Origin of the sequence: Sphingomonas sp. HMP6 (genome assembly GCF_013374095.1) — a bacterium.
Classification (GTDB): Bacteria; Pseudomonadota; Alphaproteobacteria; order Sphingomonadales; family Sphingomonadaceae; genus Sphingomonas.
Genome location: NZ_AP022672.1, coordinates 837099 through 862500, shown reverse-complemented (window position 1 = coordinate 862500; position 25402 = coordinate 837099). Strand labels below are relative to the sequence as shown.

The 25402-nt window shown below is 64.7% G+C and carries 20 protein-coding genes (1 of these 20 running past the window's edge); 3 read left to right on the top strand and 17 right to left on the bottom strand.

The window, feature by feature from the left end; translation table 11 throughout:
- The 12 genes from HMP06_RS04430 to HMP06_RS04375 form a co-directional block, all read right to left on the bottom strand.
- A protein-coding gene (locus tag HMP06_RS04430; RefSeq protein ID WP_176496016.1) for an IS3 family transposase occupies nucleotides 1-871 on the bottom strand; the annotation gives its coding sequence in 2 pieces (ribosomal slippage) (nucleotides 1-619 and nucleotides 619-871; 1167 coding nt in all); it reaches 295 nt to the left of the window's first position.
- Nucleotides 872-1839: 968 nt separating this feature from the next.
- A complete protein-coding gene (hemN, locus tag HMP06_RS04425) occupies nucleotides 1840-3162 on the bottom strand; it encodes an oxygen-independent coproporphyrinogen III oxidase (protein WP_176496015.1) in 1323 nt (440 codons plus the stop codon).
- A gap of 68 nt (nucleotides 3163-3230) precedes the next feature.
- A complete protein-coding gene (ccoS, locus tag HMP06_RS04420; protein WP_176496014.1) occupies nucleotides 3231-3380 on the bottom strand; it encodes a cbb3-type cytochrome oxidase assembly protein CcoS in 150 nt (49 codons plus the stop codon).
- Nucleotides 3377-5512 carry a heavy metal translocating P-type ATPase gene (locus tag HMP06_RS04415; RefSeq protein ID WP_176496013.1) on the bottom strand — a complete coding sequence of 712 codons (2136 nt, stop codon included), beginning with the start codon at nucleotides 5510-5512 and terminating at the stop codon, nucleotides 3377-3379. Before HMP06_RS04415 ends, ccoS begins: the two co-directional genes overlap by 4 nt.
- The gene (locus HMP06_RS04410) at nucleotides 5509-5964 is read right to left on the bottom strand and encodes a FixH family protein (RefSeq protein ID WP_176496012.1); all 456 of its coding nucleotides are present in this window, start codon (nucleotides 5962-5964) and stop codon (nucleotides 5509-5511) included. Before HMP06_RS04410 ends, HMP06_RS04415 begins: the two co-directional genes overlap by 4 nt.
- Nucleotides 5961-7448: a cytochrome c oxidase accessory protein CcoG gene (gene ccoG / locus HMP06_RS04405; RefSeq protein WP_176496011.1), complete on the bottom strand. Its 1488-nt coding sequence runs from the start codon at nucleotides 7446-7448 to the stop codon at nucleotides 5961-5963. Before ccoG ends, HMP06_RS04410 begins: the two co-directional genes overlap by 4 nt.
- On the bottom strand, nucleotides 7432-8358 hold the full coding sequence (ccoP, locus tag HMP06_RS04400) for a cytochrome-c oxidase, cbb3-type subunit III (protein WP_176496010.1): 927 nt from the start codon (nucleotides 8356-8358) through the stop codon (nucleotides 7432-7434). Before ccoP ends, ccoG begins: the two co-directional genes overlap by 17 nt.
- Entirely contained in the window at nucleotides 8351-8515 is a 165-nt protein-coding gene (locus HMP06_RS04395) for a cbb3-type cytochrome c oxidase subunit 3 (RefSeq protein WP_176496009.1), read from the bottom strand. The genes ccoP and HMP06_RS04395 overlap by 8 nt, the downstream gene beginning before the upstream one ends.
- Nucleotides 8512-9249: a cytochrome-c oxidase, cbb3-type subunit II gene (gene ccoO, locus HMP06_RS04390; RefSeq protein ID WP_176496008.1), complete on the bottom strand. Its 738-nt coding sequence runs from the start codon at nucleotides 9247-9249 to the stop codon at nucleotides 8512-8514. The genes HMP06_RS04395 and ccoO overlap by 4 nt, the downstream gene beginning before the upstream one ends.
- 13 nt (nucleotides 9250-9262) lie before the next feature.
- Nucleotides 9263-10912 (bottom strand): cytochrome-c oxidase, cbb3-type subunit I, encoded by a 1650-nt coding sequence (gene ccoN, locus HMP06_RS04385; RefSeq protein WP_176496007.1) that lies wholly within the window; start codon nucleotides 10910-10912, stop codon nucleotides 9263-9265.
- A gap of 252 nt (nucleotides 10913-11164) precedes the next feature.
- Nucleotides 11165-11635: a group I truncated hemoglobin gene (locus HMP06_RS04380; RefSeq protein ID WP_176496006.1), complete on the bottom strand. Its 471-nt coding sequence runs from the start codon at nucleotides 11633-11635 to the stop codon at nucleotides 11165-11167.
- Nucleotides 11636-11649: 14 nt separating this feature from the next.
- Complete coding sequence (locus tag HMP06_RS04375; protein WP_232089863.1) at nucleotides 11650-12528, bottom strand: DUF3034 family protein; 879 nt, start codon at nucleotides 12526-12528, stop codon at nucleotides 11650-11652.
- A gap of 117 nt (nucleotides 12529-12645) precedes the next feature.
- On the opposite strand from HMP06_RS04375, the gene HMP06_RS04370 reads away from it, so the two are divergent.
- Entirely contained in the window at nucleotides 12646-13254 is a 609-nt protein-coding gene (locus HMP06_RS04370; protein WP_232089862.1) for a methylamine utilization protein, read from the top strand.
- An 85-nt stretch (nucleotides 13255-13339) separates the two neighbouring features.
- Nucleotides 13340-15625, top strand: coding sequence for a putative bifunctional diguanylate cyclase/phosphodiesterase (locus HMP06_RS04365; protein ID WP_176496005.1), 2286 nt, complete (start codon nucleotides 13340-13342; stop codon nucleotides 15623-15625).
- A gap of 16 nt (nucleotides 15626-15641) precedes the next feature.
- Here HMP06_RS04365 and HMP06_RS04360 read toward each other — a convergent pair whose 3' ends face one another.
- From HMP06_RS04360 to HMP06_RS04340, 5 genes are all read right to left on the bottom strand, one after another.
- The gene (locus HMP06_RS04360; protein ID WP_269473400.1) at nucleotides 15642-16853 is read right to left on the bottom strand and encodes an MFS transporter; all 1212 of its coding nucleotides are present in this window, start codon (nucleotides 16851-16853) and stop codon (nucleotides 15642-15644) included.
- A gap of 44 nt (nucleotides 16854-16897) precedes the next feature.
- Nucleotides 16898-17932, bottom strand: a complete 1035-nt coding sequence (locus HMP06_RS04355) for a LacI family DNA-binding transcriptional regulator (RefSeq protein ID WP_232089861.1) — start codon at nucleotides 17930-17932, stop codon at nucleotides 16898-16900.
- 96 nt (nucleotides 17933-18028) lie between these two features.
- Nucleotides 18029-20563 carry a glycoside hydrolase family 3 protein gene (locus HMP06_RS04350; protein ID WP_176496002.1) on the bottom strand — a complete coding sequence of 845 codons (2535 nt, stop codon included), beginning with the start codon at nucleotides 20561-20563 and terminating at the stop codon, nucleotides 18029-18031.
- Complete coding sequence (locus HMP06_RS04345; RefSeq protein WP_176496001.1) at nucleotides 20563-21411, bottom strand: glycoside hydrolase family 16 protein; 849 nt, start codon at nucleotides 21409-21411, stop codon at nucleotides 20563-20565. Before HMP06_RS04345 ends, HMP06_RS04350 begins: the two co-directional genes overlap by 1 nt.
- 66 nt (nucleotides 21412-21477) lie before the next feature.
- Nucleotides 21478-24279: a TonB-dependent receptor gene (locus tag HMP06_RS04340; RefSeq protein ID WP_176496000.1), complete on the bottom strand. Its 2802-nt coding sequence runs from the start codon at nucleotides 24277-24279 to the stop codon at nucleotides 21478-21480.
- A gap of 192 nt (nucleotides 24280-24471) precedes the next feature.
- Between HMP06_RS04340 and HMP06_RS04335 the strand changes: the two genes are divergently transcribed.
- Entirely contained in the window at nucleotides 24472-25377 is a 906-nt protein-coding gene (locus HMP06_RS04335; RefSeq protein ID WP_176495999.1) for a formylglycine-generating enzyme family protein, read from the top strand.
- Nucleotides 25378-25402: the final 25 nt, after the last annotated feature.

The window sequence follows — 25402 nt, the reverse complement described above, 5'->3', positions numbered from 1 at the left end:
TGCCACTCGACGCAAGCATCGCCCGACCACGCGAGAACCGCGTTCGAGGTCAGTTCGGTCCCGTTGTCGCTGACGATCATCCTGGGCGCACCGCGCTCGGCGATCAGATCACCCAGCTCGCGCACCACCCGCTTGCCCGAGATCGACGTGTCGAGCACCGCTCGCAAACACTCGCGCGTCACGTCGTCGACGATGTTGAGGATGCGGAACCGCCGCCCCGTGGCCATCTGGTCGTGGACGAAGTCCAGGCTCCAGCGCTGGTTGGGCAGCGCCAACACGGGTGCCGGTGCCCGCGCACCGACGGCGCGCTTGCGGCCCTTTCGGCGTCGCACCGTCAGACCTTCCTCGCGGTAGAGCCGCTGGGTCTTCTTGCGGTTGATCGTCATGCCGTCGCGCCGCAGCAGGATATGCAGCCGCCGATAGCCGAACCGCCGGCGCTGCTGCGCCAACTCGCGCAGACGCGACCGCAGGTCGCCATCATCCGCCCGGCACGAGCGATACCGCATGCTTTTGCGATCCGCCCCGACGACAGCACACGCCCGCCGCTCGCTCATCCCCAGCGCCGTCTGGAGATGCGCGACCGCTTCCCGCTTCGCGGCAGGCGTTACCATTTTTTTGATAGCAGGTCCTTCAGACCCGCGTTGTCGAGCATCGTGTCCGCCAGCAACCGCTTGAGACGGGCGTTCTCCTCCTCGAGCGCCCGCAACCGCTTCGCATCGGACACCTCCAGACCGCCGAACTTGGCCTTCCACGCATAATAGGTCGCGCTGGACATCCCGTAGCGCCGGCACAGATCCGTCACCACCGCGCCAGCCTCGGCCTCTTTCAGGATGCCGATGATCTGCTCTTCCGAAAACTGCTTCCGCTTCATCTGTCCGTCCCTTCTTCCGGGGTCGGACTCTAGCTCCAACTGGAGGAAAAAACGGGGGTCACGTCAAGTTCGATCAGCATCGACTGTATCGGTACAAGCATGAAGCCTTGTTCACATGCTTAGCCGCCGCTGTTTTCGCGGAGGCTCGCGCTCTTGGTCAGGTGGAGCATGGCTGAGCAAGACAATCACCACGTTGCGCCCGAAATCCGCGGATTGTGGCTGGCCAGCGAGATTCTGCGCACGGCACCGCCACATTCGGCGCAGCCAAAGTTCCACCGCCCGTTTAAGCGGTGGTCACGTTTATCGATGATCGCCGTTGGCTCCATGGTGTCGAGCCGAGCTGCCATGTCCTGCCGAGCGCCTCTTCCATCTAAGACACGCCTGTCGCGCAGCGACAGGATCCCGCTTCCTTATCGGCGTAGGCTCAGGAAGAAACACGCGCGAAGCCAGCAATCGCCCGAATGAACGCCGAGAATGTTGCGGTTTATGGTGCGCACAAGGTGTGGTGGAAATGACGCGGCCGGGCCCTGGGTCGCCCGGTGAACTGTCGAACGGGTTATGCGCGACAAGGGTCTGCACGGGACGATCCGAGCAAGCGCACGACAACGTCGGGCTGTTTTGCAAGAACTGACGTCAGAGCGAAAACACTCCACTTGGGTGGGGTGTCTAGCAAGCGTCGCGGGTGCCTCGTCGAGCAGATGCGCGAACGGGCGACCGCAGACGATCGACGGCCTACGCCTTATTCTTCCTCATCGCTGCTATCGCGACGCGTGCAAGCCGCATGGCAGCCCATCGGACAAGGGCGGTGCTGTTTTCCATCGTCCCGCGTCGGCAGGGGAATCCGGTGCGATGGATCGCCACAAATCGCGACCAGCACAGCGCCGCTCGTCTCGATGGGGGGTCCACCCCCGCCTGCCAATGCCAAGCCAACCGCCGCCAGCAACGATGGAACGGCGCGCGCCAACATCTCAGATCGCGCTGCTGAATCGCACGGCGGACTGCTGCCGGTAGGGGTCGAGTGCAGCGGCGATCGTCCGCGCATAGGGCAGCCCCTCCGGCCGGATCAGAAGCCGGCGGTCGTGCCATGTCGCCAGACCGGCAGCGACGTAGCGCGCAAGCCGGTGCTCCACCGCCGCGATATCGGGCAGATCGCTCAAATCGGCCACGCCTTGGCATAGCAGCGCTTCGATCGCCCGACCGATGCGCTGGTCACTCCGAGACCGGACCCAGCCGCGCTCGGTCGCCAGCAGCCCGTTGGCGATGCGCAGGTGATAGCGACCGGCATTCTTCTCGTTCTGCAGCAGCCACCCCGGAAACTGGCTGATCGCGGAGGCACCTAGGCCGATCAGCACATCGGCCGGATCCTCGGTAAAGCCTTGGAAATTGCGCCGCAGCGTGCCGTTCCGCGCCGCTATCGCCAGCGCATCTTCGGGTAGCGCGAAATGATCAAAACCGATCGGCTTATAGCCTTCACACGTCAGCCAATCGAACGCGAATTCGGCCTGCGCAAAACGCGCTTCCGCATCGGGCAGCGCCGAATCGTCGATCTGCCGTTGTCGTGCAATCAGGTGTGGGACATGCGCATAGCCGAACACCGCCAACCGGTCGGGCCGAAACGAGAGCGCCGTCTCAAGCGTCGATGCCAGCGTGTCGACGGTCTGGAACGGCAGCCCGTACATCAGATCGAAATTGATCGAAGACACGCCGGCCGCGCGCAGGCGGGCGACGGTGCAAGCGATCATCTCGGTCGGCTGAACACGCCCGATCGCGGCCTGGATGGCGGGATCGAAGGTCTGTACGCCCAGGCTGACGCGAGTAACGCCATTGCGGGCGAGCGCGGCCGCCCAGTCCCACTCGAAGCCGCGCGGATCGATCTCCACCGACATGACCGGATCGTCGAGCCGGAAGGCCTGCGACAGGTGGCGCATCAATGCATCGAAATCCGTTGGGTTGAGCGCGTTCGGACTGCCGCCGCCCCAGGCGATCCGCTTTACGCGCCCACGCCCGTCGAGCGCCTTGCCGACAAGCGTTATCTCCTCAATCAGCCGCAACAGATAGGCCTGCACCCGCTGCGTGCGGTTGGCAGCACCCGTGTTGCAGCCACAATACCAGCAGAGCTCGCGACAATATGGGATGTGCAGGTATAGCGAGATCGCCTCGTCCGGCCCGACGGTGGCGAGCGCCTGTGCCAAATGCGGCGGACCAACCGCTCCGCTGAATTCCGCGGCGGTCGGGAAGCTGGTGTAGCGCGGCACCGGCTGAGCGAGCAGATCAGGATGATAGGTCCACATGCCAGCGTGATTGCACGACGCCCTGCGACCTGGATTGACCGCGATCAAATCCGCATCGCCGGGCGCGCTCACGCCTCCTCGTCATCATCGATCAGGATCCGCAGCGCAGCACCGTCGAGATCTTCGAACTGGCCGGATCGTGCCGCCCAGAAAAACGCGGCCAGGCCGGCAAGCCCGAGCCCGAGGGCCACCGGTAGCAGGACGACGAGGCCGGTCATCGCGCCGCACCGCGCAAGCGCAGTGCATTGGCCACGACGATCAGCGAAGAGCCCGACATGGCGAGCGCGGCGATGAGCGGGGTCACCAGGCCCGCCATCGCCAGCGGCACCGCGAGGATATTATAGCCGACCGCCAGCACGAAATTCTGGCGCACCACCCCCATCGTCCGGCGCGCAGCGATGATCGCCACCGGCACTGCGGCCAGTCGATCCCCGAAAAACACCAGATCGGCGGCGAGTTGACCGACATCGCTCGCGGTTGCGGGCGCCATCGCGACGTGCGCGCGTTTCAGCGCCGGGCCATCGTTCAGCCCGTCACCCACCATCAGCACGCGCTTTCCGAGCGCCGCCTGACGATCGATAAAGGCGAACTTATCGGCCGGCGACAGCCCCGCGATGCCAACGATGCCGACCCGCTCGGCGAGCGCCGCCACAGCCTCCAGCCGGTCGCCCGAGAGGATCGTCGGCGCGAAGCCCATCGCCTCCAACTGCGCCATCACCTGCGGCGCGTCCGCGCGCATCACATCGGCAAAATTGATCACCCGGGCGGGGCGGTCGCCCCAGCGGAACGCGGTCGTCACCTCGGTGCCGCTCGCTTGCGTGCCAACCCAGTCGGGCCGGCCCAGGCGCGCGCGTTCGCCATCAATCATGGCCTCGACGCCGAGGCCCGACAGTTCCGTGATGCCGGTTGCGACTGCCCCTGCCGTTGAATTACCCAGTGCATTGCGGATCGCGCGGGCGAGCGGGTGACGGCTGGCCTGCGCCAGCGCACCCAAGGCGGCGCGCTCGCCCGCATCGTCGGGCAGACCGGCAAGCGGAGTCAGCCCGGCCAGCGTGATCGTGCCAGTCTTGTCGAACAAGACGGTGTCGACCTCCGCGAGACGCTCGAGCGCCGAGCCGTCCTTGATCAGAATGCCCGCGCGCATCAGCGCCCCCGCCGCCACCACTTGCGCGATCGGCACGGCCAGCCCCAGCGCGCACGGGCAGGTGATGATCAGCACCGCGACCGCGATCATCACCGATTGATGCAGCCCCGCCCCCGCGAGCATCCAGCCGACAAAGCTCAGCGCCGCCAGGCTGTGGACCGCAGGGGCATAAAGCCGCGCTGCGCGGTCGGCGATGCGGACATAGCGCGACTTGCCCTGCCCTGCGCTTTCCATCAGCCGCGCGATTTCGGCGATCACGGTCTGCGTGCCGACGGCGGTGACGCGCACGGTCAGCGGCGCGTCGAGATCGATCGTGCCCGCCAGCACCGTGGCACCCGGCATCACGCGCTCGGGGACACTCTCACCGGTCACCAGTGCACGGTCGACATGCGCTTCGCCCATCTCCACCACACCATCGACGCCGATCCGCTCGCCTGCGGCCACCAGCACGCGCATCCCCGGCGCGATGTCCGCCGCCGCGCGCATTTCGGTCGAGCCGTCGGGGCGCAACACTTGCACCTCGGCAGGCACGCGTTCGAGCAGCGCCGCCACGCCGTCTGCCGCCCGCGCGCGCATCATGCTGTCGAGGAAACGCCCGGCGAGCAGGAAGAACAGCAGCATGATCGCGCCGTCGAAATAGGCATGTTCGCCGCCGGTTGCGGTCTCGTACAGGCTCATCGCACTGGTGAGGATCACGCCGATCGTGATCGGCACGTCCATATTAGTGTGGCCGCGCTTCAGCACGCGCCAGGCGCTGGTGAAGAAGGGACGGCCGGCATAGGCGATGGCCGGGAGCGCGATCAGCGCCGACAGCCAGTGAAACAGATCGCGCGTCGCCCCTTCCGCGCCCGACCAGATCCCGACCGAGAGCAGCATTACGTTCATCGCCGCGAAGCCCGCGACCGCGAGCGCCTTCATCAATGCGCGGCTCTCATCCTGCACGGTCGCGACCTCACGCTCGCGCATCACGTGCGCGGGAAAACCAAGCGCCTCAATCGTCTCGCGGATCGTGTCGGTGGCGAGGTCCGATTCGTGTTGCACCACCACCAGATGCGCGCCGAAATTGACGCGCGCGGTGGCAACGCCCGCGAGCCTGCCCACCGCCCCCTCGATCCGCGCGATGCACCCCGCGCAATGCATCCCCTCGATCGCAAAGCGCGATTCCGTCATCGCGTCAGCAGGACTGATCTGGCTGATCGCATTCATGTCCGCACCGCATCCTCGAAATGTGCGTCATGGCCGCCCGCTTGCAGATCGATCCGCAGCAGCCAGCGCCCGGTCGGCAGCGGGCGATCGGCGACATAGCCGCCCGCACCCGGCACCATCCGGATCGTCTGATCGGGCAAGCGCCCGAGCGGATGGCGGGCCGTCACGGTCATGCGGCCAAGCACCACCGCCCCATCCGCGCCAGTCGCCACGATGTGCAGCCGTCCGCCTGCATCCACCGTCGGCACGACATGCCAGCCCAACCGATCCTGCGCACGCGCCGCCGCCAGCCATCCGTTGAAGCGCTGGCTCGCGACATAGCTGTTCTCGACCACCACGCCGCCAAACGTACCGCTGGCATAGCGTGCCATCGTCACGTTGACCGCGATGATCAGGCCGAAAAAGGCGATCATCGTCAACAGCATGTGCCGCCCGGTAAAGCGACGGGTCATTGCTCATGCTCCTCGGTTTCGGGACGATCGAAACGCGTCACGTCGGCTGCGCTGCCGCCTTCGGCGTCGAGCGCACGGACGCTGAAGGTGACGTCGGCATGTTCGGGGCCGGCGGCGGGCGCGGCGACGAAAAGCTGAATCGGCCGCACCTGGTCGGCATCGACATGCAGGCGGATCGCCTGTCTCGCGCGCTGGCGTTCGCCGTCGTCGTCCCACAGCACGGCGCCCGGCAAGTGGGCGATGGCAATTTCGACGTCACGCGGCCGCGCTTCCATGTTACGCACCTTGACGAGGTAGCTGTTGCGCACCGCCCCGTCCGACAGCCGCACCCATTGCGGATTGCGGCCATGCTCGACCGAGAGATCGATCCGCGTACGATTACCAAGTGCAAACAGCATGCCCAACCCGATGCCGCCCCACACGCAGAAATAGATCAGCGTGCGCGGCCTGAGCAAGCGCTTGATCGCGCTATGCGGCGTGCCGCCCGTGTCGGCGATGCTGGCGTCGGCCTCGGTCGTATAGCCGATCAGCCGGGTCGGACGGTCGAGCTTGACCATGATGTCGTCGCAGGCATCGATACACAGCCCGCACGTGATGCACCCGATTTGCGACCCCTCGCGAATGTCGATTCCCGTCGGACAGGCGGCGACGCAGGCGTTGCAATCGATACAATCGCCGATCCGCGCCTGCGGTTCGGTCGCGAGTTCGACTAGGTCATTCGTCCGCTTCAGCCCGCGCGTGCGCGGCTCGCCGCGCCAGTATTTATAGGTCACCGCCAGCGATTGCTCGTCCATCATGGCCGCCTGAATGCGCGGCCACGGGCACATGTAGATGCACACCTGCTCGCGCATCAGCCCGCCCAGCGTATAGGTGGTGAAGGTGAGCACGCCGATCGTGGCATAGGCGACGAAGGGCGCACTGCCGTCCACCAATTGGCGCACGAGCGTCGGCGCATCGGCGAAGTAGAAGATCCACGCACCCCCCGTCGCCGCGGCGATCAGCAGCCAGATTGCGTGCTTGACCACGCGGCGGCCGATCTTGGCCGGACCCCAGGGCGCATTCGCCAGGCGAAACTGCGCGTTGCGGTCCCCGTCGATCAGCCGCTCGACATGGACGAACAGGTCGGTCCAGACAGTCTGCGGGCAAGCATAGCCACACCACGCGCGCCCCACCGCCGAGGTGACGAGGAACAGGCCGATCCCCGCCATGATGAGCATCCCCGCCACGTAATAGAATTCGTGCGGCCAGATTTCGATCGAGAACAGATAGAAGCGGCGGTGCGCGATATCGATCAACGCCGCCTGGTGCGGGGCATAGGGACCCCGGTCCCACCTGATCCACGGCGTGATGTAATAGATCGTCAGCGTGATCGCCATGATCGCCCATTTCAGGCGCCGATAGCTGCCGTGCACCGCCTTCGGAAAGATCTTGCGGCGCGCCTCGAAGAATGGCTCCTGATGGACGAGATCATTTGGATCCGACATTGGCCGCTACCGCCGGAGCCGTGGGGGTCGGAGGCTTTTCGCCACCGCCCAGCGAATGGACGTAGGTCGCGAGCATCTTGATCGTGACCGGGTCGAGCCGCGTGTTCCATGCCGGCATGATGCCATAGCGCGCATTGGTGATCGTCCGCGTCAACGTCGCGCGGTCGCCACCATAGAGCCAGATGCCATCGGTCAAATTGGGCGCACCGACCGTCCGCCCGCCCTTCCCAGTATCGCCGTGGCATACTGCGCAATTGTTGGTGAACAGCGACTGCCCACGGCCCGCCGCCGCGTTCATCGCCTCCTGGCGGGAGAGCGTACGGACATAGGAAACGACGTCCTGAATCTGCGCCGCGGTGAGGATGCCGTCCTTGCCGAAGGCGGGCATTTGCGACATGCGCGTCGCATCGTCGCCCGGCTGCCGTATACCGTGGGTGAGCGTCTGCTGCAGCGTGGCGGGGTCACCGCCCCACAACCAGTCATCGTCGTTCAGATTGGGATAACCCGCGCTGCCGGCCGCACCCGCGCCGTGACACTGGACGCAATTGACCTTGAACGCGGCGCGCCCACCTTCTTCCGCGGCGTGCAGCAGCTTGGGGTTGGCGGCGAGCTGCTCGATCGGCGTCTGGGCAATCGCCGCCAGGATCGGGCCCTTCTGCTGGGCATCGGCACGCATTTCGCTGGCCAGCTGGCCGTGGCTCGACCAGCCTAGCGTCCCCGGGCTGCCGCCCGACGGCGTCGGGATTGCGGGAAAGAGCACGACATAGACGATCGCGAAAACGATCGTGCCGTACAGAATGTACAGCCACCAGCGCGGCATCGGCGTGTCGAGTTCCTCGATCCCGTCCCATTCATGCCCGACAAAGCCGGTGCCGGTGGCGGCGTCGATCCGCTGATCATGCTCAGCCATTGGTTTCATCCTCGTCTTCCAGGATCATGGTGGCGGCGCGGGAATGCGCGTCGCGGGCGCCGGGCAGGAAGGTCCAGCCGATGAAGGTCAGGAACATCACGGTCATTGCGACCAAGCCCCAACTGTCGGCAAAGTGGCGTAGCGCGTCATAGCTCATTTCACGCGCTCCTGTGCCTTGGCCGCCTTGAAATCGACTTGCGTGCCCAGCACCTGCAGATAGGCGACCAGCGCATCCATCTCGGTCACGCGCGACGGGTCACCGTCATAATCGCGCGATTGCGCCTTGGGGTAGCGCTTAAGCAGCCCGGCAGTGTCGCCTTCGCCGCCCGCCTGCGTTTCGAAATCGGCGGCGGCTTGCTTGATGTCCTCGGCCGAATAGGGAACGCCAACCCGGCTGAGCGCCACCAGATGCTGCGCCATCGGCTCGCCCTTCAGCTCGCGCTCGGCGAGGAAGGCGTACTGCGGCATGATCGACTCGGGCACCACCGAGCGCGGATCCGTCAAATGCTGGACGTGCCATTCGTCCGAATAGCGGCCACCGACGCGCGCCAGATCAGGCCCGGTCCGCTCCGATCCCCATTGGAAGGGGTGGTCGTACATGCTCTCCGCCGCCAGGCTGTAATGGCCGTAGCGCTCCACTTCGTCGCGGAACGGGCGGATCATCTGGCTGTGACAGCCATAGCAGCCCTCGCGGACATAGATGTCGCGTCCGGCCAGTTCGAGAGGGGTATAGGGCCGGACGCCCTCGACCTTCTGAACCGTCGACTGGATCCAGAACAAGGGCGCGATTTCGACGATGCCGCCGATCGCAACCACGACGAGCGACAGTGCGCCGAGCAACGTGACGTTCCGCTCGATGCGGGTGTGGCGATGGAGGAATGATTTGGCCATGGTCCGGTCCTCCTTACTTGGCGGCAGCTAGGGTCGATGCCGGGGTCAGCGGGTGATCCCGCTGGGCGTCGAACGGTGTTTCGGTGAGCGGTGCCTCGGTGCGCAGCTTGCCCGCGATGGTCATCCAGATGTTGACGACCATGATCACGGCGCCCGCCAGATAGAGCCCCCCGCCGATCGCACGGATCAGGTAATAAGGGTGCATCGCCTGGACCGCCTCGGCGAAGGAGTAGACGAGGTAGCCGTCCGCCCCATATTCGCGCCACATCAGCCCCTGGGTGATGCCCGCGACCCACATCGAGGAGGCGTAGAACACGATCCCCAGCGTCGCGCACCAGAAGTGCCAATTGACCATCCGGAGCGAGTAGAGCCGCGTGCGACCCCACAACCGCGGCGTCATGTAATAGAGCGCGGCGAAGGTGATCATCCCGTTCCATCCCAGCGCGCCGGAATGGACATGGCCGATCGTCCAGTTGGTATAATGCGAGAGCGAATTGACCGTCTTGATCGACATCATCGGCCCTTCGAAGGTACTCATCCCGTAGAAGGCGAGGCTCGCCACCATCATGCGAATGATCGGATCGGTGCGAACCTTGTCCCATGCGCCGTTGAGCGTCATCAGCCCGTTGATCATGCCGCCCCAGCTCGGCATCCACAGCATGATCGAGAACACCATGCCCAGCGTCTGCGCCCAGTCGGGCAGCGCGGTGTAATGCAGATGGTGCGGCCCCGCCCAGATGTAGAGGAAGATCAGCGACCAGAAGTGGATGATCGACAGGCGGTAGCTGTAGACCGGGCGTTCGGCCTGCTTTGGGACGAAGTAATACATCATCCCCAGGAAGCCGGCAGTCAGGAAAAATCCGACCGCATTGTGGCCGTACCACCACTGCGTCAGCGCATCTTGCACGCCCGAGAAGGCCGAATAGGATTTGGAACCGAGGAACGAGACCGGCACGGTCAGATTGTTGACCAGATGCAGCATCGCGACGGTGATGATGAAGGCGAGGAAGAACCAGTTGGCGACGTAGATATGCGGTTCGCTGCGCTTCAGGATCGTGCCTGCGAAGACCACGAGGTAGCTGACCCACACGATCGTCAGCCAGATGTCGACATACCATTCGGGCTCGGCATATTCGCGCCCCTCGGTCACGCCCATCAGATAGCCGGTCGCGGCCAGCACGATGAACAGCTGATATCCCCAGAAAACGAAGCGCGCGAGCGCGGGCGCGAACAGCCGCGCGCGGCAGGTCCGCTGGACAATGTAGAAGCTCGAGCACAGCAGCGCATTGCCGCCGAACGCGAAGATCACCGCCGACGTGTGCAACGGCCGGAGCCGCCCGAAGGTGGTGAACTCGGTCGGAAAGTTGAGCAGCGGGAAAGTGAGCTGCAGCGCGATGAACAGGCCGACGGCGAACCCCGCAATGCCCCAGAACACCGTGGCGATGACGCCCCAGCGGATAACCTCGTCATAGTAGCGGCTGCTGTCCGGCGTGCGCGGGTCTTTTCCGGCCTGCCGCATCGTCACGAAGGCGACGATCAGCGCCGATATCGCGGCGATCGACATGTGAACGCCGTATCCCCGATCCGCCGCAAGACTCGCACAGGCTGCAGTGAAAAAGGCCACAATCAGCCAGAATCCTGCCCGCGCTACTATCGATTCCATCCCGGTTCCTTCCCGTTGAACCGGACCGCTATCGGCGGGCTTCCACGGCCACCCTTTGATCTTGGTCAATAGGGTGTGCTGGGAATCGCATCGCGCGCGTTTTTACGTGTTCCCGCTGGACGTTGGGGCGGTATCTGCCGCCTGGCATCGACGCGAATATGACATCGGCGTTGGTCCTAGGCAGCTCAATACGGGGAGGTCGCCTGCATAACGGCCGCGCCGGACTTTCCCGGCGGACGGCGACCCGAGTGGTTATCGCTCGACAGCGTCGCGCTTCATCGGTGCCAGCTTCGCCAAGAAGCGGTTTTGGGCGAAGAAGGCGACACGTTCGGTGCGCATCGCGGCTTGCAGATCCTCGACCAACGCCCCGACGTCGGCGGTCTGCAGACCAAGATCCTTATGCCCCGCCTTCATCGTGCGCCCGCTATAGTCGCAGCCGCCGTTCAGAATGTAGCAGAACTGCTCTTTGAGTAGCCGGCGCAGACGGACCTCATCCTGGCCCTTCAGAATGTCGGCGATCCGGGTGTCGGCCTTGATCCGGTTGACGAGACCATCGGCGATCCGGTCGATCCCGGCCTTGCCGTGAAACGCTTCCAGCATGGCGTTGCCCTTGAACGGGATGGCACCGGCATTGCTGTTGCTTTGCGGATAGGGGTCGACCGGGTCCTCGCCCGGCGGAACGGTTTGGAGCGCAAGGGCGAGCGCGAGGGCAAAGATAAGCATGGGATGGCCTTCGATCAGAAGCTTGCCTGGACTGACAGAAATCCGCCGCGCTGACGCTTGAACGTGGCGATGTCGCCCAGGTCGGTATAAGCGGCGGTGACGGTCAGATGGCGATGAAATTGCCACGCAGCGAACGCATCATACGCCTTTTGCTCGCGCGCGAAGCCGAGATTGTCGGGCTTGGTACGGAGTTCCGCGCCGATCAGGAGCCGACGCGAAACCAGCACGCCGGCCGATCCCTCGAACTCCGCGTGATATCGGTCGCTTTTATCCCCGCCGAAGCCGAGCAGGCCGAACTGATTGGCCTTGGTGAAGCGCACCGTACCGCCGAGCACGAGGCTCTTCGATAGCACCACTTTGGCGGCGGACAGGTAAAAGTCGGTGCCTTGCGCATGCTTGCCCCCAACCGCGGCAATGACCGCGGCCTTGTCGGCGCGGCGATACTGCACGCCGACCGAAATTTGCGGCAGCACTTTGTCCTGATCGTACACGGCATCGCCGACCATCCGGACTTTCACGCCGAACACGTCCTGCGCGAATTTGAAATTGCGCCCGAGACCGAGCGCTGCGCCCGCTTGGCGCGTGTTGAACACCTGATGCGCGTAAGAGAGTTCGACCCGGTTCCGGATGCCGACCGCGCCGCCGACGCTCCTCAGGTCGAAGTCCGGCAGCGCGACGATGGTGGCGTGCGCCGTCCCGCCGATCCCTGCATCGGTTTCGTTGCCGGCGATCAGCGACCAAGTGGCAAGACCGCCACCCGCCGACCCCTCGACCGTCGATACGCCGCCCGTCAGCAAGAGTTTGCCGCCTTGACGGAGCTCCCGTGCGGTTGCCGGGGTAACCAAGGCCATTCCGATCATCGCGAACAGCACATGGCAAAGAAAACGCGTCATCCCGAACCTCACCCGCGGCACCACCGATCACCGCCGGAAACCGTTACGAAATCATCGTTATTTTTCAGTAAAGCTGCGTATCACCAATCCGTTACCAATCGCGGCTATTGCCACCCGATGCGTATGTTTTGCTCGTTCGTTCTGGCCATCTCGGCAGCATCTTTCATTCCTGACATGGCAGGCGCAGCGACCGTCACGGTCGAGGTCCGTAGCAGCGATGGCAAGCCGCTGGCTGGTGCAGTCGTCCTCATCGATGCCGCCCGCAAACCCGCAGGCCCCATTAAATTCGATTACGCCTATGAAATGGCGCAGAAGAACATCACCTTCGCACCGCACGTACTGATCGTTCCGGTCGGCTCAACGGTCACCTTCCCGAACCGCGACAAGGTGCGGCACCATGTCTATTCCTTCTCGAAGCCCAAACGGTTCGACCTGAAACTCTACGGCAAAGAGGAAACGCGATCGGTCGTGTTCGACAAGGCCGGCGTGGTGGCGCTCGGCTGCAATATCCATGACGCGATGAGCGGCTTCGTGCTCGTGGTCGACACACCTTATGCGATGCAGACCGACGCCAACGGTCGTGCGGCGATCACCGGCGTGCCCGCAGGCGCGGCGTCGGTGCGGATCTGGCACCCCACCATCCGCACCCCCGATAATATGCTGTCGCAACCCGCGACCGTAAGCGCGACCGGATACAGCACCACCTACACGATCCGTGGTCGTTGACATGGCGCCTCTAAACCGGTTGCGCTCGTCCCTGCCCGCCTGGCGATTTCGGCAGCTAAGCACGCGCCTGGTCGTTCTGTACGGCATGCTGTTCGCACTGTGCCTGCTAAGCATCGCGGGTATTTCCCAGATCGTGATCTGGAAAAATGCCCGCGACACCGTCCAGGCGGAGTTGAGCGCGAGCGGCAGCGTCTATGATCGGATCTGGGCGCTGCGGGCACGATCGCTCGGCGACAGCGCGTCGGTTCTCGCGCGCGACTTCGGCTTCCGCTCCGCGATAGCGAGCGGCGATCGGCCGACGATCGAATCCGCGCTCGCCAATCTGTCAGCGCGGGCCGACGTCGCGCAGACGTTCTTCGTCGATTCTGCGGGCGACATCATCGGAAACGGCCTGCCGGAGCTGCGCCATGCGGTCGCGACGGTACCCACCACGCTGGCGAGCGGCCGGCGCGATGCGGTAATCGCCACGAAGAAGGGCGTCTTTCGCCTGATCGTGTCGCCGGTCCTAGCCCCGATGGAAATCGGTTGGGTTATCTTCGCGATCCCGCTCGACGCGGGTGAAATGACGGCGTTACAGCGCCTCTCGGCAATTCCGCTGACCGCCGCGATCCTGCAACACCGCGGTGCCGCGCAGTGGCACGGGGGCGGTGGGCGGACGCGCGGCGATGCCGCACTGGATGTTTTCGTCGCGCGTGCCATCGCAGGCGAGCGCGCACCAAGCGCGCTCCTCCTGCCCGGCGGCTGGGCGTTCGCGCTTGCCAAGCCGCTGGCCGGGCCCACCGGCAAGGCCGAGGCGGTGCTGCTGCTCAGCTATCCCTGGACTGCGGCAATGGCACCCTATCGTACGATGCAGATCGGCATCACGCTTGCCGGCGTCATCGGGCTGATCCTGGTGCTGCTCGGCAGTCGTCGCCTGGCCAACGGCATCGCTCGTCCGATCGCCGCGCTCGATGCCGCCGCGCGTGCGCTGGAGGAGGGCAACCGCACCGAATTGATCGTACAGAGCGACGATGAAGTCGGGCGGCTGGCCCACAGTTTCAACCTGATGTCGGCCGGGATCGTGGAGCGCGAACACCGAATCACGCATCTGGCGTTCCACGATTCTCTAACCGGCCTGCCCAATCGCACCTACTTCCGCGAGCAGCTCGATGCGGGGCTCGCGCGGGCGAGCAAGCGGGGCGAGAGCGTGGCGATCCTGTGCCTTGATCTCGATGGCTTCAAGGGCGTGAACGACACGCTCGGCCATCCGGTCGGCGATGTCCTGCTGCGCCGGGTTGGCGAAATACTCAGCGGGCTGGCGCCGGACGGCGTCGTCAGCCGGCTCGGCGGCGACGAATTCGCGATCATCCTCGATCATCGCGGCGATCCGGATCGGCCGCGCGCTTTGGCGCAAGCGATCCTCGATCAGCTCTATCATCCGCTGCAAGTCGATGGTCATCAGGTCGCCACCGGCGCCAGTATCGGTATCGCAGTTGGGCCCGGCGATGGCGCAGATGCCGACACCCTGCTGAAGAATGCCGATCTCGCACTGTACCTCGGAAAGCAGGATGGGCGCGGCGTGTTCCGCTTCTTCGAACCTGCGCTCGACGCCGCCGCACGCAAACGCCGCCAGCTCGAACTCGATTTGCGCGAAGCACTGCACGGCGGGCAGTTTAGGCTCAATTTCCAGCCGATCTTCGATTTGAAGAAAGATCGCATCGGCGGCTTCGAAGCATTGCTGCGCTGGGAACATCCGAAACGCGGCAACGTCCCGCCGATCGACTTCATCTCGGTAGCAGAAGACACCGGCCTGATCATCGCGATCGGCGATTGGGTAATGCAGGAGGCGTGCCGACAGGCGACTGCGTGGCCCGATCACGTCCGCATCGCCGTCAATGTCTCGCCGCTGCAATTCCGCAATTCTGGGTTTCAGAACGTCATTTTCCAGGCGCTGTCGCGCAGCGGCCTGGCACCAAACCGGCTCGAGGTCGAAATCACCGAGTCCGTTTTCTTGGAAGGCGAGTCCAGCGTTCTCACCTTGCTGCACCAATTGCGAGCGATGGGCGTGCGGGTGGCGCTGGACGATTTCGGAACCGGCTACTCCTCGCTCAGCTATCTGCGCAGCTTCCCTTTCGACAAGATCAAGATCGACAAGAGCTTTGTCGATTCGGTGGCGCATGACGACAGTTCGGCCGCGATCGTTCGCGCGATCGTCGATCTGGCGAATGCGCTGCACATGGAGACGACCGCCGAAGGCGTCGAAGATTCCGAGCAGCTCGCCGAGCTACGTGGTCAGGGCTGCAGCAGCATCCAGGGTTATCTGTTCAGCCGTCCGATCGAGGGCAGCGCCGTGATGGCCATGATCGCGGGGCCGATGTCGGCGGTGGCGTGATCGCGCGGTTGCGGCGTTAGCGCAGCGTGCGGATTCGACTGGCGCACAGCGCGGCAACGACTGCGCCGACCGCCGCTGCTTGCAGCACGAGGACCATTCGTATCGTTTCCCCCTGCGCGCCGATCACCGCCAAGGCCATCGCCGGTGCGAGGATCGACGGCAGCGTGTTGGTTAGGTTCATCACGCCAAGCAACGTCGCGCGACGCGGATTGGCGGCGACAAGCTGCGCCACCAGCGCGCTGTCGATCGCCAGAAAACCGGCCAGACCTGCGGCGAAGCAGCCATAGGCCATGACGGTCAGCGGCCAGACCGGCGCGATCGATAGGGTCGCCATGCAGATCGCAACCAGCATTGCCGCCATGGCCAACGGCGCGCGGCGGTGCCCAAGTCGATCCGATATCCATCCGATTCCGATCGCGCCTGCCATCGACATCACCGCGAAGGCAAAGGCCAATGCGCCGACTGCCGGACCGATCGCCGCGGCACCTCCGGGGGGCCGCAGGACATTGGCCACGTAGAAATAGAGATAGGGCAGGATTGCCGCCGCCGCGAACTGCACCAACAGCCGCGCGGTCCACACCAGCATGAAATCCGCGATGAGCGCGCGGCGCTCCCGTTGACCGGAAACAGCGATAGCATCTGGTGGGTCCAGCTCGATTGAGACCAGCGCAGGCACCGGCCAGAGAACGACCAGCGGTGCGGTCAGCACGAGCACAACGAGCATGGTGATAAAGAGCGACACGATCGGGTTGCTGCCTGCGCTCACCGGGGCGAACATGGCCAACAGCGTCACCATCACCGATCCGAACGGCAGCGCCAGACCGAGCCACCCCGCCATCCGCCCCTTTCGCTCATCCGGGACATAGTCGACCATCAGCGCAACCAGCGGCGACAGCAACACGTTGAGCGCGAGCTGGAACGCCACGATCGCCAGCACGAGTTCCGCGAACGAGCGCGCCACCGCCACTGTGGCGAGCCCCGCTACCACCGCGACCACCCCGGCCGCGATCATGCGCCGGCGGCTTCGGGTCCGGCGAAAGAGAGCGTCGCTGATCGCGCCCGCCACGATGTTGCCCCCGCCCGCCGCGACACTGCCCGCCACCAAGATCCAGCTGAGCGCCTCCACCGCGCGGCGGCCGCCTAGGCCGGGGACCGTCGCGATCTTCTGCGGCAGGGTCAGCGCGAACAGCGGCACGAACGCCGCAAAGGCACCGAACATCGCCAGCACATAGCAAAGACCGAAGGCACTGGACGCGCCGCCGCGCGCGGGGCCTATGCCGCGCAGCGCGCAGTACTCTGCCGCTCGATCAGCTCGAACGGCAGGATGTAATCGCCGTTCAGCGTATCGCCCGCGCTCGCGCGGATCAGCTTGGTACACAGCGCGGCGGCAAGCGCCGAGATCGGCTGACGGATCGCGGTCAGCGGCGGCATGCTGAACCGCACCCCCGGCGTGTCGTCGAAGCTGAACACCGACAGCGCGCCCGGCACTGCGATTCCGGCATCGGCGGCGACGTGCAGCACCGCAAAGGCCATCTCGTCGTTGCTGGCGATCACTGCCGTCGGAAGCTCCGGCAGTGCGAGGATCCGCTCCATCGCCTGCGCACCCGATACAAACGAAAAATCGCCGTGCTGGATATAACCGTCTGCAACCGACAGGCCCGCCGCCGCGAGACCGTCGACATAGCCACGCTCGCGCGCGTCCGAGACGGCATATTGCGCGCTTCCCGAGATGAAGGCGATGCGGCGGTGATCCAGCGCGACCAAATGCTCGACCGCCGCCACAGCGGCGGCGTGATCGCTCATGAACACATTGATGCCATCGTCGTGGCGCGAGGACGATCCCATCCGACCAAAGGGGATTCCGCGCTTGGTCAGCAGGGCCGTGAGCGCCGCGTTCTCGCTGTGCGGCGGGGTCAGGATCACGCCATCAGGGCGCAACGATGACAGCGCGCCGTCCAGCGCTTTGATTGCTTTGGCCGGATCGGTATCGACCAGTTCGAAGAGCAAGTGATAGCCGAGCGATTCGCAGGTCAGCATCCCGCCGTGCAGCATCTGATCGACCCAGTCATTGCCACGCCCCGCGCTCCAATTCTCGATCGTGCGGGCGCGGTCGTTTATCGCCAGGATCAGGAAGGATTTGCCGCTGCCCATGCGGCGCGCGGCGAGGCTGGGGACATAGCCCAGTTCCTCGATCGCCGCGCGAATGCGTTCGCGCACCACGGGCCGCACGCTCGGCCCATTGTTGAGCACGCGCGAGACGGTCTGGCGCGAAACGCCAGCGGCCAGCGCCACGTCCTCGATCGTCATTGCGCCTCGTTTGGCCATTGCGTTCTAAAAAATCCTGTCGGCGCAGTCGATATCGCTCAGCTTATCCAGCAATCCGCTTTTCAGCTCAAGGCGTGTTCAGCGCGCTTTCCTCGGGCATTGCACCGTCCTGCCCGTCGTCGGCGCGATGCGAATGTCTGACATCGCCAGTGAAAGGCGACCCGCCGTCTCGATCACGAACGGCGTGTCGACCGCGCGCAACGCGGTGCGCGATCCGAGGCACCGCAACGGGATCGAGACCGTCCGCCACGTGCCGACGCCGCCGGATAGCAGCGCAGTAGCATCGACCAGCAGCGCATCGGAGGCCTTGCCACCAGCCGCAACTGGCTTCACGCCAATCGTCACCTTGCCCGTCGGCTTGGCAACGACGCGCAGATCGATCACCAGCGCTTGCCCCGGCCCTGACATGTCGAGCAAGCGGGGAGCACTGACCGCGACCCGCGCCATCGTCCCGCCGCGCCAAATCGCCAGCCTGGCATCCTCCTGCCGGTCACGATCGAGCCCGCGCAGCACCAGCGCGCCCGATGGGCTTTGCCCGGCATTGCTGCTGATCGGAACCGGCGGCGCGCCCGCGTCGGCCAGCGACATGTTCCATCCGGCGGGCAACCCGGTCCGGCCAAGCACGGCGATCCGTGAGCTGATAATTTGACCGGCAGGTGCGGTTTCGCGAAGCGGCCCCACCAAAGTGTGGTCGGCAAAGCGCAAGCCATAGCCGAACGGGAACAGCGTGCCCGGGTCGCGCGGCGTGTCGAGCTTTGGCGGCATCGGTCCGTTCGGCCAAGTGAAGGATAATGTGCCCCGGAAATCGTGCGCGACCCCGCCATCGGGCTTGGCGAACAGCATGTCGGCGATGCCACCGCCCTCGCCCCCCGGCAGGAACGCCGCGACAAAGGCATCGGCGGCATTGATCTCAGGATTGACCCACATCGGGCGCCCGGAAAGGAAGACGGCCACCACCGGCACGCCCGCCGCGCGTAACCGCTGCATCGTCTTGTAGCTTTTGTAATCGTCGTGGAATTCGAGCGTATCCACGTCGCCCATGAACTCAGCATAGGGTTTCTCGCCGAACACCACGATCGCAACGTCGGGCTTGGCGGTGAAGCTGCCGTCGCTCGACAGCATCGCAGTTCCTCCTGCCGCACGAACTGTTTCCGCGATGCCGTCATAGATCGACTGCGCGCGCGGGAAATCGGACCTGGTCAGATCGCCACCGCCCTGCCAGCTGATCGTCCAGCCGCCCGCCTGCATCGCAATGTTATCTGCGCCATCGCCCGCCACCAGCACGCGCTGCGCTGGCTTGAGCGGCAGCAGATTGCCGTTGTTTTTCAGCAGAACAAGCGATTCCCGCACCGCGCGACGCGCCAGCGTGCGGTGCTCGGCGCTGGCCAGCAGCTCAACCTTCCCCGCCAGCGGGCGCGACGATGGGCGGCCTTTCTCGAACACACCCGCCGCCAGTTTCACGCGCAGGATCCGCCGCACCGCCTCATCGAGCCGGGCCATGCTGATCTCGCTCGACTTCACCTGCGCCGTGGTCGATGCGAGCAGCGCTTTCCACGCTTCGGGCACCATGAAGATATCGAGCCCGGCGTTGAACGATGCAGCACAGCTCTCGACCGAGCAGCCCGGCACCTGACCGTGTCCATTCCAATCGCCGACGACCAACCCGTTGAAGCCAAGCCCCTTGGGCCCGACCGGCCCGCGCAGAAAATCGGTCAAATGCGCTTTATCGCCGTGCTGCTTCACGCCGTTGACGCTGGAGAAGGACGCCATCACCGTTTGCACGTCCGCCGCGATTGCCGGGATATAGCCTGCTGCGTGAATGCGGCGCAGATCGGCCTCCGACGCGACGGTATTGCCCTGGTCCTTGCCGCCGGTGCCGCCATCGCCCAGGAAATGCTTGGCCGTCGCGATCACCTTATCGGGGCCGAGAAAGCCGGGCGTTCCGGGCGTGCCTTGCAACCCTTCGACCATCGCCCCCGCCATCGACGCGACGACATCGGGCCGTTCGCCATAGCTTTCGTACGTCCGGCCCCAACGCGGATCGCGCACCACCGCGAGCGTCGGCGCGAAGGTCCAGTCGATGCCGGTGACCGCGATTTCGGCGGCGGTCGCGGCGCCAATCGCGCGCACCAACTCCGGATCGCGCGTCGCGCCCAATCCGATGTTATGCGGGAACAGCGTTGCGCCGACGATGTTGTTGTGGCCGTGCAGCGCATCGACCGCCCACAGCGTCGGGATCGGGGTGCGACCGTCGGCGCGCGCTGCCATCGCCGCGTCCCAATTGGCGTCGGCCAGCGCGAGCCAGCGTGCGGGCGGCGCGCGCTCGTCTCCGCCCGGCCCCGAATTGCCACCGCTCAGATAGCTGCCGAAGCGATACTGCGCCATGTCGGCGGCGCTGAAGCTGGCGGTGTCGGGCATGATGACTTGCGCGATCTTCTGATCGAGCGACATGCCCGCGAGGATCGCCTCGGCCCTTGCATCGAGATCGGATGGCGCTGTCTGCGCTGCGCTGGGAGCAATTGCGTTCGGCGACGGCGGTGCCGCGCTCCCCACTGTCAGAATGCCGCAGAGCGCGAGCAGCGGGAGCCGCCGAACCAGTGTTGCCTTACGCATTACGACCCCGATTTCTGATACACGCGGACATAATCGACCTCCATCCGCTGCGGAAATGCGTCGTCGTCGATACCGTTCTGGCCACCCCAATCGCCGCCGATCGCGAGATTGAGCAGGATGTGGAACGGCCCGTCGAACGGCCATTCCGACCGCTTCGTGCTCGGCCGCTTGAAGCTGAAGCCGCGCGCGTCATCGACCCCCATCACGATCAGGTTTGGGGTCCACGACAGGTGATAGCGATGCATTTCGGTGCACGCCGTCGGGACCGATTTGAACGCGGTCTTTTCGGTATGCTGGATGAAATTCGCGGCCTTGGTGTGGAGCGAGAAATGGACTTTGCCGGGATCGAAGCCGACATGCTCCATGATGTCGATCTCGCCACTGTCGGGCCACGGAATCGTTTTGTCGTCGGACAGCATCCAGATCGCCGGCCAGCTCCCGACGCCGCACGGCAGCTTCGCGCGGACTTCGACCGCGCCATATGTCCAGCTCGCCTTGCCGAGTGTCCGTAGCCGCGCCGAACTGTAGCGCTGCTTGCCCCAATCGGGCAGCGTGCTGATCGCATCCGCGTCGGCGCGGGCTTCGATGATCAGACTGCCCTTCTCCACCCGCGCATTCTCGGCGCGGTGATCGGCATAATATTGCTTCTCATTGTTGAACCACCCGGCGCGGTTATGGTCCGTGTCATAGGCCCATTTGTTATCATCGGGCAGCCCGTCGACCGCGAACTCATCCGCCCAGACGAGCTTATAGTCGGGCGGGATCAGCGTTTCGGCGCGTGCTCCGGGCGTCATCGACGCGGCGAGGACGAGAACGGCGAGCGAGGAAAGGCCAAGGATTTTCGCCATCACATACCTCCGAAAAGTCTGGCTAACCGCAGGTGGGGACGACCGCGACCGGCCGCCCCCGCACCCTCAGAACGTGATCCGCACGCGCCCACCGGCGAGCCGCGGGTTCGTGAAGAAGCGCGTATTGTTAAACTGGTTGACCAGCAGCCCGGCGGCGACGGTGTTGTCGAACAGGTTGTTCACATATGCCTCGACCCGGAAATTGCCGTGCGTGTAGCCGACCGCCATGTTGACCAGATAATATGACGGGATGCGGTCGTTGAGCGACTCACGCGGACCAGCTGCCGGAGGATTGAAGTCGATCGAGTTGAAGATCGTCGCGAAGCTCGACGCGCGCCACGATACGCTGATCAGCCCGTCGAAAGAGCCGCCGAACGAACCGCCCACGGGAATGACCTTGGCAAGCGAGGCATTGAGCTGAAAGCGCGGCGTGTAGGGCAGACGCCGTCCGGCGATCGGCCGCGCTTGCGAGTCGGTGCCGCCAGCAACATCTGCTTGAAAACGGAAATCCTGCACCGGCGCGGCATTCTTGATGCGCCCTTCCAGCCACAGGAAATCGGCACCCAGTTTGAACCGGCCTGGCAGGATGATCGATCCGCTGCCCTGGACGCCGTACGTCTCACTGTTGGCTGCGTTATAGGTAAAGGCGACGACCTGGTTCTGGGCGAAGCCGTTGGGCACGTTCTGCGGCCCGGTGACGTTGACCAACGGGCTGTTCGGGTCATTCGGATCGACGCGCAGTTGCGCGACGATCGAGGTGACGCCGAGCAGCGCGGTTAGCTGCTGATCCTTATAGTCGTTGTAGAACGCCGAGAGATTGAGCACCGCCTTGCGCCCCCCGACAGTGAATTCGTTCTTGGTGCCCAATTCGAACAACGTGACTTTTTCGGGACGGAAGAACGGTGCCGGCCCGAGCGACCCGAGATTGTCGTTGAAGCTGGCGGCCTTATGCCCGCTCGAGACCACGCCATAGACGAGGTTGTCGTCACTCAAGTCATACTCCACCCGCGCGCGCCAATCGATAAAGTCGGTGCGAATTTTCGACGCCTGATTGTTGATCGTATGCGCGACGAAATTGTAGGTAAAATTTCCGTCCGCACGACAGACATAGCCCGGGTTGGTCGCCGAGTTGATGCAGCCGGCACCATTGGCAAAGCCGAAATTGGGGTCGTTGGCAAGCGCCGGATTGGCACGGAGCCGCGCGATCGCATCGGCGAACGCGATCGGAATCGTGTCACGCGCGCCGAACGATTTCACGCCATCGAGGAAAAAGGCCAGTGCCGCGCCGGGCAGGGGTTCGCCAGCGGGATTGCGCGCGACGTCGAAGATCGTGCGGTTGGTGTTGAATTCGAACCCGGGGGTTCCGAGCCGGAAATAGCCGCAGCAGTTGAAATCGGCCGCACCGCCGCCGAAGAACAGCCGCGAGATCACACCCGTGCGCGATTTGCTGTCGTCGGTGTAGCGAAGGCCACCGGTAACGCGCAGCTTCGACGTTACCGAATAGGTCGCGTCGCCGTAAAAGGCGAAGGTCTCGCTCTTCGTCTTGGTGTTGAATTCCTGGCCCTGGAAGAACGAGTTATAATCCGAAACCGAGGTCGCGAGCGTACGCTGCCGTTCGTTGAAATAATTGCCGCCGACCGAATATTTCAGCGGTTCGGAATCGTTGAAAAAGCGCAGTTCGTGGAAATCCGAGAAGGAGCCGCCGCGGCCAAGGCCCCGACCGTAATTGTCTGACCGTTCGGCCCCGACCGCCTGTTGCAGGGGAGTCCCGCCGATGCCGTAGAAATCCTGCTCGAAACCGGGATAGGCGACGCTCGCCGGGCCGGCACCGTCCGACGCGGTGCGCAAATCGCGATGGCTGCCGATATATTGGACGTTGAACAGCCCGTCGGTCCGATAGGTCACGCGGGCACGAATGCCGGAATGCTCGGTCGAATATTGCTCGCCGAGCGGCCCGGTAATGGTGTCCCGCGGATTCTTCACCGAATTGACGGCATTGGCGAACCCGCCCACTGTGGCCGGGTCCAGGAATTTCGAATAGTTCGACCCGTTGAAACCGGTCGAATCCTGCTTGTTATAATCGCCCGCGATCAGGATGCTGAGCCGCGTCGTTGGTTCCCACAGCAACTGCGCACGCACGCCGCGATTGTCGTCCGCATACGGGGCCGCGACCTGCGGGAAGCGCCCGACATTGCGGTAATAGGACCCGTGCCGGTCCGCACTTCCCGATATGCGAAACGCCAGATGGTCGCCCAGCGGCACGTTGAACACGCCGCGGATGCTGGCCTGGTTAAAATTGCCGGCGCCGACTTCCACATTGCCTAGAAACTTGCCGAGTTCAGGCGCCCAGGAAATGAAGTTGAGCGATCCCGCCGAGGCGTTGCGCCCGCGCAATGTGCCCTGCGGCCCGAAATTCACCTCGACCGCCTTCAGGTCGAAATAGGAATTGGCCAGCCCCTGGACGCGCGGGACATAGACGTCGTCGAAATGCGTCGCGACGTTCGGATCACCAAGCTCGGTATTCTGGTTTGTGCCGATGCCGCGCAGCGCGATGTCGATCGCGCCATTGAAATTCTGGACGCGCAAACCGGGCAGCGTGTCGTTCAAATTCTCGATATTGACGATGCCGACCCTGGCCAATTGCGTCGGCGACAGCACGGCTGCAGTGCCGGCATAGCTTTGCAGCGATTGCGGACGACGCTCGGCGGTTACGACGATGTCGTCGGGATTGGCCTTGTCGGCGTCGGTGGCCGCCGGGGCTTCGGTCGGCTGAACGGCGGGCTTTTGCGGCGCGTCCTGCGCATAAGCCGGTGCGGCGAGCACCACGCTGGCGACTCCAGCCAACAGCAAATAGCGGTGCGTATTCATAGCCCTCTCCCCCTGAATATCGGATTCTGCGAACCGATCTGACGCCTAGATGCCCCAATTTGTGAAGGTTCACAATCCCCAAGTCGCGGCCCGGCTGGCGCATCGGAATCCGACCTTTCGCCGGTGATTGTGCGGCGCATTGACAATCCGCGCGCCTTGCCGCCTCGTTCGCGGGAGGAACGAGGGCGGGCGATGATCGACGGCAGGACAGTTTTTGCAGCGGCGCTCGTGACACTCTCGCTGGCCGGATGCTCCCCTCCCGTCCCGCGCGAACAGACTGCGTCATGCGCCGATCTGCGCGCGGCGCCGATGGTGCATGTCGCGGGCGGCAGCTTCACGATGGGGGCCGATCCAAAATATCCCGAGGAAGGCCCGCCACGGCGCGTTTCGGTCAAGGCGTTCTGGATCGACGCGCATGAGTTGACCAACGGCGAATTCGCCCGCTTCGTCGCCGCGACCGGCTATCGCACCGTCGCCGAACGCGCGCCCCCTGCCCTCCCCGATGCCCCGCCCGAAATGAACCAACCGGGATCGGCCGTCTTTGCCGCACCAAAGGATGGCGACCCGCGGTGGTGGCGCTGGTCGGTCGGCGCGCAGTGGCGGCACCCTTCAGGGCCAGCCGAATCGATCGCCGGGCGAGAGCGCGAACCGGTCGTACAGATTGCCTACGACGATGCCGTCGCTTATGCGAAATGGGCGGGCAAGCGGCTGCCGAGCGAGGCCGAATGGGAATATGCCGCGCTGGCCGGCGCCACCGCCTTACCCGAGCCGATCGACGCCCACGGCACCCCGCAGGCCAATTATTACCAGGGAGCCTTCCCGGCGCGCGATCTGGCGCTGGACGGCTTTCGCGGTCGCGCGCCGGTCGGATGCTTTAAGCCGAACAGGTTCGGACTGTACGACATGATCGGAAATGTCTGGGAATGGACCAGCGCCCGGGCCGGCCCCGGCGGGGGGAGCCGCGTTATCAAGGGCGGATCGTATCTCTGCGCCAGCAATTATTGCGCACGGTATCGCCCGGCCGCGCGCCAGTTCGAGGAACGCGGCATGGGGACCGACCATATCGGCGTCCGCTTCGCGCGCGACGCCGCCCCATAACGCCGCATTGACGCTGCCGATTAGT